The organism is Deltaproteobacteria bacterium (assembly GCA_016875395.1).
Lineage (GTDB): Bacteria > Myxococcota_A > UBA9160 > UBA9160 > UBA6930 > VGRF01.
On the sequence record VGRF01000012.1, the window covers coordinates 1 to 13,165 of the forward strand.

At 69.8% G+C, this 13,165-nt stretch carries 11 protein-coding genes; 3 read left to right on the forward strand and 8 right to left on the reverse strand.

From position 1 onward, the window contains the following. The coding region (locus tag FJ091_11040; protein ID MBM4383891.1) for a hypothetical protein at nucleotides 1–303 on the reverse strand (303 nt) is incomplete at its 3' end. 89 nt (nucleotides 304–392) lie between these two features. On the opposite strand from FJ091_11040, the gene FJ091_11045 reads away from it, so the two are divergent. Further along, nucleotides 393–1,448: a 3-deoxy-7-phosphoheptulonate synthase gene (locus FJ091_11045; protein MBM4383892.1), complete on the forward strand. Its 1,056-nt coding sequence runs from the start codon at nucleotides 393–395 to the stop codon at nucleotides 1,446–1,448. 375 nt (nucleotides 1,449–1,823) lie between these two features. Here the strand turns inward: FJ091_11045 and FJ091_11050 are convergent, their stop codons facing one another. Genes FJ091_11050 through valS form a run of 5 tightly spaced genes read right to left on the reverse strand, consistent with a single transcriptional unit; the run spans nucleotide 1,824 to nucleotide 7,141 of the window. Further along, on the reverse strand, nucleotides 1,824–2,465 hold the full coding sequence (locus FJ091_11050) for an ABC transporter substrate-binding protein (protein MBM4383893.1): 642 nt from the start codon (nucleotides 2,463–2,465) through the stop codon (nucleotides 1,824–1,826). Then, the gene (locus FJ091_11055) at nucleotides 2,449–3,204 is read right to left on the reverse strand and encodes a VacJ family lipoprotein (protein MBM4383894.1); all 756 of its coding nucleotides are present in this window, start codon (nucleotides 3,202–3,204) and stop codon (nucleotides 2,449–2,451) included. Before FJ091_11055 ends, FJ091_11050 begins: the two co-directional genes overlap by 17 nt. 5 nt (nucleotides 3,205–3,209) lie before the next feature. Continuing rightward, nucleotides 3,210–3,671 carry an outer membrane lipid asymmetry maintenance protein MlaD gene (mlaD, locus tag FJ091_11060; protein MBM4383895.1) on the reverse strand — a complete coding sequence of 154 codons (462 nt, stop codon included), beginning with the start codon at nucleotides 3,669–3,671 and terminating at the stop codon, nucleotides 3,210–3,212. A 33-nt stretch (nucleotides 3,672–3,704) separates the two neighbouring features. Then, the gene (locus tag FJ091_11065; protein MBM4383896.1) at nucleotides 3,705–4,487 is read right to left on the reverse strand and encodes an ABC transporter permease; all 783 of its coding nucleotides are present in this window, start codon (nucleotides 4,485–4,487) and stop codon (nucleotides 3,705–3,707) included. Beyond that, nucleotides 4,484–7,141 carry a valine--tRNA ligase gene (gene valS / locus FJ091_11070; protein MBM4383897.1) on the reverse strand — a complete coding sequence of 886 codons (2,658 nt, stop codon included), beginning with the start codon at nucleotides 7,139–7,141 and terminating at the stop codon, nucleotides 4,484–4,486. The genes FJ091_11065 and valS overlap by 4 nt, the downstream gene beginning before the upstream one ends. A 93-nt stretch (nucleotides 7,142–7,234) precedes the next feature. On the opposite strand from valS, the gene FJ091_11075 reads away from it, so the two are divergent. Next, nucleotides 7,235–9,361 carry a PatB family C-S lyase gene (locus FJ091_11075; protein MBM4383898.1) on the forward strand — a complete coding sequence of 709 codons (2,127 nt, stop codon included), beginning with the start codon at nucleotides 7,235–7,237 and terminating at the stop codon, nucleotides 9,359–9,361. Between the two features lie 128 nt (nucleotides 9,362–9,489). On the opposite strand, the gene FJ091_11080 is transcribed toward FJ091_11075, so the two are convergent. Next, nucleotides 9,490–10,254, reverse strand: coding sequence for a hypothetical protein (locus tag FJ091_11080; protein MBM4383899.1), 765 nt, complete (start codon nucleotides 10,252–10,254; stop codon nucleotides 9,490–9,492). Between the two features lie 41 nt (nucleotides 10,255–10,295). Continuing rightward, the gene (locus FJ091_11085) at nucleotides 10,296–11,234 is read right to left on the reverse strand and encodes an LLM class flavin-dependent oxidoreductase (protein MBM4383900.1); all 939 of its coding nucleotides are present in this window, start codon (nucleotides 11,232–11,234) and stop codon (nucleotides 10,296–10,298) included. A 77-nt stretch (nucleotides 11,235–11,311) separates the two neighbouring features. Here FJ091_11085 and FJ091_11090 point away from each other — a divergent pair, with 77 nt between their 5' ends. Beyond that, complete coding sequence (locus FJ091_11090; protein ID MBM4383901.1) at nucleotides 11,312–13,156, forward strand: type II/IV secretion system protein; 1,845 nt, start codon at nucleotides 11,312–11,314, stop codon at nucleotides 13,154–13,156. The last annotated feature ends 9 nt before the right edge of the window (nucleotides 13,157–13,165 follow it).

Consider the following 13,165-nt stretch of genomic DNA (forward strand, 5'->3'; position numbering starts at 1 on the left):
GCTGCGGGCGGGGGCCGCGCTCGCGCGCGGCGCGGGCGGCGCCGGCTTCACCTCGGGCACCGGATCCGCGGCGGCCACTGCGGTCATCGCCTTCTGCTTCGCCGCGATCTGATCGCGCGCCTTCATCACCGCGGCGAGCTGCGCCTGCGACAGGAAGCCAAGCTCGACGAGCACTTGCCCGATCTGCTTGCTGGCGCCCAGTTCCGCCTGGTGGCGCGTCGCTTGGGCGAGCTGGTCGTCCGTGATGAGCTTCAGGTGGACCGCGATGCGGCCAATCAGCGGGACTTGGGCAGGTGCCGACATGCGCGCCTCATCGGAGCGCCGAGAGCTCGATTTGAGGCCCGCGTGGCTGCGGGGCGAGGCCGCGCGAATTCCGTAGATTCCTCCGCCTCATGCATTTCCAAACCGACGACCTCCGCATCCAGAGCCTCCGTCCCCTGCTGCCCCCCGCGATCCTGATGGAGGAGCTGCCGCTCAGCGACGCCGCCTCCGAGGTGGTCGCGCACGGGCGCGAGAGCGTGGCCAAGGTGCTGCGCGGCGAGGACGACCGGCTCGTGGTGGTGGCGGGCCCGTGCTCGATTCACGACCCGAAGGCGGGCCTCGAATATGCGCGCCGCCTGCGCAAAGTCGCGGACGAGCACACGAACGATCTCTGCATCGTCATGCGCGTCTACTTCGAGAAACCGCGCACGACGGTGGGCTGGAAGGGGCTGATCAACGATCCTGATCTCGACGAGAGCTTCGCGATCAACAAGGGCCTGCGGACCTCGCGCCGGCTGCTGCTCGACATCGCCGAGGCGGGCCTGCCCGCGGGCTGCGAGTTCCTCGACACGCTGATTCCGCAGTTCATCGCGGACGTGGTCGCGTGGGGCGCGATCGGCGCGCGCACCACCGAGAGCCAGGTCCACCGCGAGCTCGCGTCCGGCATGTCGATGCCGATCGGCTTCAAGAACGGCACGGACGGCAACGTGCAGATCGCGATCGACGCGATCCGCTCCGCCGCGAACCCGCACCATTTCCTGTCCATCACGAAGCAAGGCGTCGCCGCGATCGTCGCGACCAAGGGCAATCCCGACGCGCACGTGATCCTGCGCGGCGGCGCGAACGGCACGAACTTCGACGCCGCGAGCGTCGCGAAGCTGAGCGCCGCGCTCGACAAAGCGAAGCTGCCGCGGCGCGTGATGATCGACTGCTCGCACGCGAACTCGGGCAAGGACCACCTGAAGCAGCCCGCGACCGCCAGCGCCGTCGCCGCGCAGGTCGCCGCCGGCGACAAGACGATCATCGGAGTGATGCTCGAGAGCTTCCTCGAGGACGGCCGCGAGGACTACGCCAACACGACGCCGTTCGGGAAGAGCATCACCGATGCGTGTATGTCGTGGGAGCGGACCTTGCCTGTGTTCGCAGAGCTGAGTGCGGCGGTGCGTGCGAGGCGCGCGGGCAGGTAGCTCGTCCACGCCAGCGGTCCCCGTTGCACCGGGGCTCGCGTTTTTCCTTGTTTACTTCGCGTTCGGCTCCGCGGACTCCGCCGAACGCTGCGCGCTTCGCTTGCGGCCTCGGCCGACTCGCACCCAGTAGCGTTCGTCAGCGAGCACGCTCCGCCGTTCTCTCGGCGCGCCAATGCACCGAGGTGGCGGCGCGCGCGAAGGCACCTCGGTGCATTGCCGCGTTCGCGAGGGAGTCGGAACGACCTCGAAGTCGAACGCTCCTCAGTGCGAGTCGGCCGAGGCCGCAAGCGAAGCGCGCAGCAAAGCGCGGAGTCTTCGACGCGCTTTGCGAAGTAAACAAGGAAGAGGGATCAAGGCGAAGCCCCGCCGAAGCCCCTACTTCGCGCGCGCCTCGGTGGGTGGCGCGTCCACGATGCCCGCATCGTTCTTCGCCTTGATCCTCTTCAAGAGCTCTTGGGGCCCGCCCTTGGCGATCACGTCGGCGAACTGGGAGCGGAAGTTCGAGACGAGGCTGATGCCTTCGATCACGACGTCGATCACCTGCCATTTGCCGGCGAGGAGGCGCATGCGGTAGTCGACCGTCGCGCCGTCGAACTGGCCACCCTTGATCGCGGTCTGCACGGTGACGTCCTTGTTCACCTCTTCGCGCGCGCCGAGCGTCACGACCTGCTCGTTCGCGTAGCGCGCGATGCGCGTGCCGTAGCTGGCCGAGAGGTACTCGGTGAACTCCGCGACGAAGTCTTGCTGCTCGGGCGGCGTGAAGCGGCGCCAGTCTCGCTTCAGCACGAGCTTCGACATCGTGGTGAAGTCGAAGCGCTGCTTCGCGATCTGCTCGATCTGCGTGCGGCGCGCCTTCTCTTCCGCGTCGGTGCGCAGCACTTTCAGCACCGCGTCGATCGTGCCCTGCATCGCGGCGCGCGCGTCGTCGGTCGCCGCAGCCAGTGCGGGAGCGGCGAAGAGCAGCGCGGCGAACGCGATCAGCGCGGCGCGCAGGGAGTTGTTACGGCTGGGCTTCATCGGTCTCGGCTCCTTCACCCGCGTCGTCCTCGAGCTCGTCGATGTCGTAGAGGTCGTCCTCTGCCGCTTTCGGCGCCGCACCGTCGCGAACCGCGCGTTCACGGCTGGAGAGGTAGGCGTCGCGCACGAACACGTAGTAGTCGACGGCATCCTTGCGGGCCTGCGCGATCTCCTCGAGGTACTGGGCCCGCGTGTTGACGACACGGACGACCGAGAGCCCGAACACATTCACCCACGTGGTCGGGTTCGTGGCGACGTCGACCGGCGCGGCGAGCGTGTCGCGCACGTTGTAGGGTCCCGCGAGCGGCAGCACGACGTAGGGCCCCGGGCCAACGCCCCAGCGGCCGAGCGTCTGACCGAAGTCCTCCTCGTTCTTCGGAATGCCGACCTCGGACGCGACGTCGACCAGCCCGCCGATGCCCGCGATCAGGTTCAGCGAGAAGCGACCGAGATCCTGCACCGCCGGCAGTGGCTTCCCCTGCAGCACGTTGTTCACGAACGTGCGCGGCACCGTCGTGTTCTGGAAGAAGTTCCCGATCACGATCTGGAAGAAGCTCGCGGTGACGGTGTCGTAGCCCTCGGCGACGGGCTCGAGCAGCCCCTGATCCACGCGCTCGTTGAAGCGAAAGACCTTCTCGTTCGTCGGGCGCCACGGATCGGGATCGCCGGTGGTCGCGCAGGCGCTCGTGAGAGCGAGCGCGGCGAGCAGCGTGAGCGTGTGGAGCTTCTGGCTGTGCATGCGCGTTACTCCTCAGTCTTCTCGAGATCGTTGCCGTGGACGAAGTCGCCGATCAGGCGTTCGATGCTGAGCGCGCTCTCGGCGTAAGCGATCTTGCCGCCGCTCTGCAGCAGCTCCTCTTCGGCGCCCGGCTCGAGCGCGACGAACTGCTGCCCTAACAGGCCCTCGGTGCGGATCGCGGCCGAAGTGTCGACCGGCAGCTGGTATCGGGAGTCGACGTCGAGCACCACCACGGCGCGCAGGTCCTGCGTGAGCTCGATGCGCTTCACGCGCCCGATCTTCACGCCCGACACGACCACCGGCGCGCGCTCCTTCAGCCCGCCGATCTCCGCGAACTCGGCGGACAGCTCGAGGCCGCCCTCGCCGTCGCCTTCGATGCCGCCGACCTGGAGGGCGAGGTATCCGAGCGTCGCGAGGCCCGCGAGCACGAACAGCCCGACCACGAAGTCGCGCGTTGCCTTGGACATGTGTTTCCCCCAGACCGCCGAACGAAGCGCCTTCTAGAACTTCCAGAGCGAGGTGACCACGAAATCCGCGAGCAGGATCCAGACGGACGCCGTGACCACGGTCGAGGTCGTCGCGCGGCTCACCTCCTCCGCGCTGCGCCCGCTCGTAAAGCCGCGGTAGGTCGCGATCAGCGCGACGAGCGCGCCGAACACGAGCGCCTTCAGGTTCGAGCCGACGACGTCCTTCTCGTAGTTCACTTGGTCTTCGAGGTTCCCGAAGAACACGCCCTGGTCGAGCCCTAACAGCTGCACGGCGATCAGCCACGAGCCCGCGATCGCGAAGCAGATGAAGAGGCCGTTCAGCAGCGGCATGCACAGCACCATCGCGAGCGCCTTCGGGCCGACCACGAAGCGCACCGGGTCCATCGCCATGGTCTTCATGCCGTCGAGCTGCTCGCTCGCGTTCATCACCGCGATCTCGGCCGCCATCGCCGAGCCGGCGCGGCCGGTGACGAGCAGGCACGTCAGCACCGGCCCGAGCTCGCGCACGAGCACGAGGCCGATCACGCCGCCGAGCGACGTCTCGGCGCCGAACACGATCAGCACCCAGTAAAGCTGCAGCCCGAGCACCATCCCGACGGTGAGGCCCGAGAGGCACACGATCGGGAGCGAGAGCACGCCGGTGTCGTAGACCTCGCGCACGAGGCGCGGCAGCAGCCAGAACGTGGGGCGCAGCCAGCTCAGCAAGGCTGCGCCGCCGAACGCCGCCATGCGGCCGAGCTCGAAGATCAAGCGCGAGGTGTTGGCGCCCAGGCGCTCGATCGCGGGTCGGATCACGAGGCGCTCGCTTCGGCTCGCTCGGCGAACACCGCGTCGCGCACCGCGATCGCGCCTGCCTCGAGCGCGGGATCCGCGGCGAGCGTGTGCTCTGCGCAGCGCGCCGCAGCGAGCACGTCCGCGACCACGCTCGCGAGGCGCGCGTGCGCATCCGGCGCGGCGGCGAGCGTGAGCCGCAGCGTCTCGCGCCCGGCGGAGACGTTCGCGTCGGCCTTCGCCTTGTTGATGGCGAGGAACGCCGCGACCGCGGAATCGAAGCTCGCGCCGTCCGCGGGCTTTGCCGTGCCCGCGAAGTCCGCGTCGCTCGGCCAGCGCGCGGCGTGCACCGAGGCTGCGCCCGTCTCCGCAGCGAACGCCCAGCTCCAGATCTCCTCCGTGATGTACGGCAACACCGGCGCGAACAGGCGCACGAGCACCGAGAGCGCGAGGCGCAGCGTCGCGACTGCGCTCGCTCGCCCCGCGGCGTCGCTCTCGCTGCGCGCGCGCGCCTTCGCGAGCTCGAGGTACGTGTCCGTGAAGCGCTTCCAGAAGAACGACTCGGTCAGCTCGAGCGCCCGCGCGTAGTCGAGCTTCTCGTACGCCGCGGTGCACTGCGTCACGAGCTCGCGCAGCTCCGCAACGAATGCGCGATCGAGCTCGTTCGCGATCGCGCCCTCGGGCGCCGTCTGCGCGAGCGCGAACTTGCTCGCGTTGAAGAGCTTGGTGACGAGGCGCTTCCCCACCTTGAAGACGGCGTCGTCGAGCGCGGTGTCGACGCCGAGCCGCGCGCTGCCTGCCCAGTAGCGGATCGCGTCGGCGCCGAACTGCTCGATCGGCTCGCTCGGCGTGACCACGTTGCCGATCGACTTCGACATTTTCTTGCGGTCGGGATCGAGGATCCAGCCCGAGATCGCGATGCGCTTCCACGGGATCGCGTCCTCGTGGAGCATCGCCTTCGCGATCGTGTAGAAGGCCCAGTTGCGAATGATGTCGTGCGCCTGCGGGCGCAGGTCCGCGGGGAAGAGGCGTGCGTGGCGCTCCGGGTCGTCGAGCCAGCGGCTCGCGATCTGGGGCGTGAGTGAGCTCGTGAACCACGTGTCGAACACGTCGGCCTCGCCGACGAACCCGCCGGGTTTTCCGCGCTGCACTTCCTGGTACCCCGGCGGTACGTCGGTCATCGGGTCGACCGGTAGGCGCTCGGCCGGCGCGACGATCGGCTTCGAGTAGTCAGGCCGCCCCGCGGCGTCGAGCGCGTACCACACCGGGATCGGCACCCCGAAGTAGCGCTGGCGAGAGATGCACCAGTCGAAGCCGAGATTGCGCGTCCAGTCCTCGTAGCGCTTGCGCATGTGCTCGGGATGCCACTCGATCGCGGCGCCCTTCGCGAGCAGCTGCTCCTTCTTGTCGAGTAAGCGCACGAACCACTGGCGCGTCGGCAGGAATTCGAGCGGACTCTCGCCCTTCTCGTAGAAGCGCACCGCGTGCTCGATCGGCTTCGGGTCGCGCACCAGCGGCGCGCCACGGCCGCTCGCGCTCGCGCCCGCGTCGCGTAACAACTCGACGATGCGCGCGCGCGCCTGCTTCACGTTCTTGCCCGCGAGCTCTGCGTGCGCCGCGTTCGCACGCGCAGCGTCGAGGCTCGGGAACGCGTCGGTGCCGAACGTCACGGGCAAGAGGCGCCCGTTCTTCCCGAGCAGCTGGCGCAGCGCGAGCTTCTGGTCGCGCCACCACTCGACATCGGTCTGATCACCGAAAGTGCAGACCATGAGGATGCCCGTGCCCTTCTCGGGATCCGCCTTCTCGCTCGGGAAGATCGGGACCGGCGCGCGGAAAAGCGGCGTGATCGCGCGCTTCCCGAACAGCCCCTGATAACGCGCGTCGCTCGGGTGCGCGGTCACGCCGACGCACGCGCCGAGCAGCTCGGGGCGCGTCGTCGAGATCGTGAAGGCGCCGCCGCCTTCGACCGCGAACTCGAGATCGTGGTAGGCGCCGGAGCGAGCTCGGTCCTCGACCTCGGCCTGCGCGACGGCCATCTGAAAGTCGACATCCCACATGAACGGCGCGTCGCTCTGGTAGGCGTGGCCCTTCGCCCAGAGATCGCAGAAGGAGAGCTGCGAGATGCGGCGAGCGGTGGCGTCGATCGTGGCGTACTCGGCGCGCCAATCGACCGAGAGCCCGACGCGCCGCCAGATTCCCTTGAAGACCTGCTCATCCTCGGACGTGACGCGCGCGCACAGCTCGATGAAATCCGGCCGCGAGAGCTGCACGGGAGGTTGGCTGCGCTGCTTGGCGTTCAGGGGACCGGTCGGGATCAGCTCGAGGTTCGTGCCGCGCGCGAGCTCCGGGTTGCAGCGCACGTTGAGCAGGTTCTGCGCGCGGCGCTCGGTCGGCACGCCGTTGTCGTCCCAGCCCATCGGGTAGTAGACGCTCTTGCCGCGCATGCGCTGGTAGCGCGTGACGATGTCGGTCTGCGTGTAGGAGAAGATGTGCCCGATGTGCAGCGTGCCGGACGTAGTGGGCGGCGGCGTGTCGACGACCCAGGTTTCCTCGCGGCGGCGGCTGGGGTCGTATCGATAGACGCCAAGCTCCTGCCAGCGCGCGTCCCAGCGCTTCTCCGCCTCGGCGGCGTCGAAGTGCTTGGGCAGCTGGTCCGGATCGATCGTCGCGCGCGCCATGCGGGGCAATGTGTCCTGAGAATCGGAACACACTAGCCGCGCGAGTTCGGCGGGGAAGTCCGCTTCCGCAGCGATTGCGGCACCTTACACGCGATGCGCGCGCGCGATTTCGTGACGATCGTCTCCGGCGTCCCGCGCTCGGGCACCTCGCTCCTGATGCAAGTGCTCGACGCCGGCGGCATTCCCGCGCTCACGGACGGCGCGCGCCCCCCCGACGCGAGCAACCCGCGCGGCTACTTCGAGCACGCGCTCGTGCCGAAGCTCGGCCGCGACGAGCGCGCCGCCGACCTCGTGCGCAGCGCCCGCGGGCGAGCGCTCAAGGTGATCCACGCGCTGCTGCCCGCGCTGCCCGAAGGCGTGCCGCTGCGCGTCCTCGTCGCCGAGCGGGCGCTTGCGGACGTGGTCGCGTCGCAGGCGGACATGCTCGGACGCGAGGCCACCGCGCAGCGGGCCAAAAGGGGTCAGACCCCAAGTGGCCCGTTGCCACCCGAGCGCCTCGCGCAGGTCCTCGCCGCGCAGCTCGCAGAGGCCCTCGCGCAGCTCGCTGCGCGCCCGAGCTGCGCGCTGCTGCGCGTCGACACCGCGGCGCTGGTGCGCGCGCCGGCGGCGGAGTGCGCGCGCATCGCGGCGTTTCTCGGCGGTGGCCTGGACGAGGCCGCCATGGCGCGCGCGATTTCGTCCCCGTTGTACGGGCGGTCGCGCGGGTATCGTGGCGCGATGGACGCCGCCGCACGCGAACTGTTGGGCCCGCTCGCGCTGGAAGTGGAGCACCGCACGCCCGGCGCTTCCGGCGGGCCGACGCTGCGCGCGAAGCGGGCGGTTGATGGCTACGAGCTGTTCCGCTTCGACTGCTTCGTCGACGGCGCGCACTGGCACAACGACTCGGACGGGCGCGACGAGATCACCGCCATCGCGCCCGAGCTCGACTCGCTCGACTTCGCGCTCGCCGAGCTGCGCCGCGATCTCGCCGGCTACGCGGCGCGCGCCGGCCTGCGCGAGCCGCTGCCGACGCGCGCCGAGTGCGACGCCGCGCTCGCGCGCCTCGAGCTCGCGCTGCGCAACCCGGCGCCCGAGTTCGGCGCGCTGACCGAGCCCGTCCTGCGCGCGCGAAGCGGCGAGAAGTGGCACCAGTACGGCCCGGACGCGCTCGCGCTCTGGGTCGCCGACATGGACTTCGAGGCCGCGATGCCGATCCGCCGCCGCCTCGCGCGCGCCTTCGCGGTCGGCGACATGGGCTACCCGCAGTACGCGCCGCAGACGCGCCTCCCCGACCTCGCGGCCGCGCGCATGGCGCAGCGCTTCGGCTACCGCGTGCCGCGCGGGCAGGTCGAGGTGGTGAGCGAGGTGGTGCAGGCGATGCACGTCTCGCTGCTCCAGCTCACGCAGCCCGGCGACGGCGTGATCACGCAAGTGCCGATCTATCCGCCGTTTCTCGGCGTGATCAAGGACCACGCGCGCACGCTGCTCGCGAACGAGATGCCGCGCGGCGCGCGCGGCTACGAGCTCGACCTGGACGGCCTGCGCGCGCAGGCGAAGCAGGCGCGCTTGTTATTGCTGTGCAACCCGCACAACCCGACCGGCCGCGCCTTTCGCCGCGACGAGCTCGAGGCCGTCGCCGCGATCGCGCGCGAGCACGACCTCTACGTCGTCAGCGACGAGATCCACGCGGACCTCGTGTTCTCCCCCAACAAGCACATCCCGTTCGCGTCGCTCAGCGAAGACGCCGCCTCGCGCACGATCACGCTCTACGCCGCGTCGAAGGCCTTCAACATCGCGGGTCTGCGCTGCGCGGTCGCGATCTTCGGCACGCCCGAGCTGAAGAAGCGCTTCAACGCGCTGCCGCGCCACGTGCGCGGCGGCCTCAACGGCCCCGGCATCCTCGCGACCGAAGCCGCGTGGACGCACGGCGACCCGTGGCTCGCGGACGTCACGGCGTATCTGCGGGCGAACCGCGACTTCGTCGCCGACTTCGTCGCGCGCGAGCTGCCTGGCGTCGTGCACTTCGCGCCCGAGGCGACGTACCTCGCGTGGCTCGACTGCCGCGCCCTGAACCTCGCGCCCACGCCGCACGAGTTCTTCCTGAAGCGCGCGAGCGTCGCGCTCAGCGAAGGCCCGAACTTCGGCGAGCCGGGCCGCGGCTTCGTGCGCCTCAACTTCGCGACCTCGCGCCCGCTTCTTGCGCGCGCTCTCGAGCAGATCGCGAAGGCGGTGCGGGGTTAGTCGGGAAAGGTTGCTCTCGGACGAGCCTCCGCGGTCAGCGTGCTTGGCCAGTGCAGCTGGCGACGCCGCGCGTCGCAGCTGACCGGCTCTGCGTCACGGGGACCGATCGCTCACGCGTCCGCACCGTCTCACAGCGGCCACTCGGCGCGCCCGAGCTTGGCGAGGTGCTGCGACCGTGTTCCGAGCGCCGCGCCCACGAACAGAAAAACCTGAGGTAGCGGAACGACGATGGCCATCGAGAGCAAGAACAGTCGACCTCCGCGGTACTCGCGGGTCTCCAGCAACGTGTGAGCCGCGGCTGCGATCACGCTGAGCGCGAGAGGGCACGCCAGCATGATGAGCCGCGCGGCGGTGACATCGCGGACGCGATCGGCGGTGAGCGCAGCGAGAATGAACGGGAATCCCAGGACCGCGAGACTCTCGATGCCGAGGACGGCATGGAGCAAGCCGGCCAAGCGCATGTTCGCGCCATCGCCGTCGTCGGGAGCCAAGCGCAGCGCGACCGCGTAGGCGGCGGCGAGGAGCACGAACGTCAGCTGGGTCGTCGCGGGTCTCGGCTCGCGCGGGCGCGGATGCTCTGCGGCAGCGGCCTCGAGCTCGTCGGCACGCTGCAGTCGCGCTGCGGCGTGCAGCTCGCCGGTGATGAGCTGGTACGCGCAAACGCCGACGAGCGCGAGCCCTGCCCACGTGCCGAGATCGATCCAAGCGAAGCCGCGGGGCGTGAGGTCTTCGAGGCCGAGCAGGGTGCCCACCACTCCTGCACCGGCGCTCGCAACGAGCGGAGCGGCGCTGGTCCGCACGCGCATCCACACCGCGAGCGCACCGTAAGCCACCGCGAGCGCGAGTGCGCCGATCTCGCCGCCGCGCAGCGCCCAGTCCGCAGCGTGCACCACGCTGGCGAGCAGCAGCAGTGCGACCGCGGCGGGGCGCGTCTTCAGCGCCTCATCTCCCGCATCACCGTCTCCGCAAACAACGCCGCGGGCTCCTTCGTGTCGCGGCCGAAGAACTCGATCACGAAACCGGTGCAGCCGAGCTTCACGTGGCGCTGGATGCGCTCGATCACTTGCTCGGGCGTGCCCCAGATGCCGTGCTGCTCGAGCGCGGCGCCCATGTGGCCGCCGTAGATCTTGCTCGCTTTCGCGAGCGCTTCTTTCGCGCCGGCGTCGCTCTCGGCGATCACGATCGTGCACTGCTGCGAGATCGCGAGCGTGCCGAAGTCGCGCCGCGCTTCGTCGCAGCGGCGCTTCAGCGCGTCGACCTTCTGCGCGAGCTGGCCTTGGAACACGGCCATGTTGTTCCACACGTCGGCGTGCTTCGCGGCGATGCCCATCAGCACCTTCTCGCCGCCGCCGCCCACGAGCACGCGCGGCTTCTTCGCCGGCTTCGGCTCGCACATCACGTCCTTCACGGAGTAGTGAGTGCCCGCGAAGCTCGTCTTCTCCTGCGTCCACATCCCGTTCATGATCGCGAGCGACTCGTCGAGAGCGCGCAGGCGCTCGCCGAGGCTCGGGAACTTGCAGCCGTAGCCGTCGAACTCGGCTTGGAACCAGCCCGCGCCGAAGCCCGGGAACGCGCGGCCGGGCGCGATCTGCTCGAGCGTCGCGATCTGCTTCGCGAGCACCGCGGGGTTCCGGAAGAACGGCGGCGTCACGAGCGTGCCGAACTGCACGCGCTCGGTGATCGCCGCGACCGCGGTGAGCTCGGTCCACGCTTCGAGGATCGCGTTGTTAGGGCTCGGCACCCCGTAGAGGTGGTCGCACACCCACAGCGAGTCGAAGCCGAGCCGCTCGAAGGCGAGGGCGGCATCGCGCGCCTCGGCCCAGGTGCGTTTGATCTGCGGAAGGGTCACGCCGAAGTGGAGTTTTGTGCTCATGGGCGCAAAGGTTACGAGCGGCGTTGCGCGCGAATCAACCGTCAATCGAGGCGCGTGGCTGGCCGATATGCGCCGTCATGCCCAAGCCGCAGAATGACGACGCTCGCGCGCCGCTGACCCTCGAAGAGTTGGTCGACGTGCTGGTGAAAGCCAAGCGCCTCGATCCCGCGAAGACGCCCGAGATCGTGGGCCGCGCGACCACGCTGCGCAGCCAGGTGCTGAAGGAGCGCGTCGGCTCGGTGCGCTCGCAGGCCGCGGCTCGCTACGAGGCTTCGCCCGCGGAGCTGATCGCGGTGCTGCGCCTCGCCGACGCGAGCAACCCGAAGCGCACGCTCGACGAGGACGCGATCGCGGAGGCCATCGCCGCGTCGGCGGATCTCCCGTACCTGAAGATCGACCCGGTGAAGGTCGACGCCGACCTCGTCACCAAGACGCTCTCGCGTCCGTTCGCGCGCCGCCACGCGGTGATCCCGGTCGGTCGCAACGGCGATCAGCTCACCATCGCGCTCAGCGATCCCTTCGACGGCGCGCTGCGCGCGAATCTCGAGCAGCTGTTACGGGCGCCGGTCTCGGTCGTGGTCGCGAGCAAGCGCGACATCGTGCAGCAGATCGACCGCATCTACGGCTTCCGCTCGAGCGTGCGCGGCGCGACCGAGCAGCTCGGCCCGACGACCTCGGCAACGAGCGCGAACAATGCGCTCGGGCAGCTCGTGCAGCTGCGCAGCAACGACGAGCTCGCCGCGAACAACGACGAGCACGTGATCGCCGCGGTCGACTACCTGCTCAACTACGCCTTCGACCAGCGCGCGAGCGACATCCACCTCGAGCCGCGCGATCGCGACGCGGTGATCCGCTTCCGCATCGACGGCATCCTGCACGAGATCGAGCGGCTGCCCGTCGCGGTGCACGCCGCGGTCGCGTCTCGGATCAAGGTGCTCGCGCGCATGGACATCGCCGAGCGCCGCCGGCCGCAGGACGGGCGCATCAAGACCGTGCGCGGCGACCGAGAGGTGGAGCTGCGCGTCGCGAGCCTCTCGTGCGCGTTCGGCGAGAAGGTCGTGGTGCGCGTGTTCGACCCGATGGCGCTGATGACGGATCTCGCGCAGCTCGGCTTCGGGCGCGAAGACCGCGAGCGCTACGAGAAGTGGATCACGTCTCCGTCGGGCCTGGTGCTCGTCACCGGCCCCACCGGCTCCGGCAAGACGACGACGCTCTACTCGACGCTCCGGTACTTGTCAGGGCCCGAAGTCAACATCACGACGGTCGAAGATCCGATCGAGATGGTCGAGCCGCGCTTCTGTCAGGTGCAGGTGCAGCGTCAGGTCGACGTCACGTTCGCGAACGCGCTGCGCGCGATCCTTCGCCAGGACCCCGACGTGATCATGGTCGGCGAGATCCGAGACGCCGAGACCGCGAACATGGCGGTGCAGGCAGCCCTGACGGGTCACCTCGTGTTCAGCACGGTGCACACGCGCGACGCCGCGGGCGCGGTCACGCGCCTCGTCGAGCTCGGCGTCGAGCGCTTCCTGCTCTCGAGCGTGCTGCGCGGCGTGCTCGCGCAGCGCCTCGTGCGCCAAGTGTGCCCCGATTGCTCCGTCGAGGGCGCGCTCACGGCGCAGCAAGTCGAGGCGCTCCAGCTGAAGGTGCCCGTCGAGCGCCGCGAAGAGCTGCGCGTGCGCTGGGGCGAGGGCTGCCCGAAGTGCCGGCACACCGGCCTCTATGGCCGCATCGGCGTGTTCGAGATGCTCGACGTGCAGCGCCGCGTGCGGCAGCTGATCACCGAAGGCAAGGACGCGAACGAGATCGCGTACGCCGCACGCGTCGAAGGCATGGGGACCCTGGGTGAGGCGGCGATCAGGAAGTTGGCTGAAGGCGCGACGACCTTCGAGGAAGTGGTGCGTCTCACCGCTGATCAGCAGTGACCAGGACCG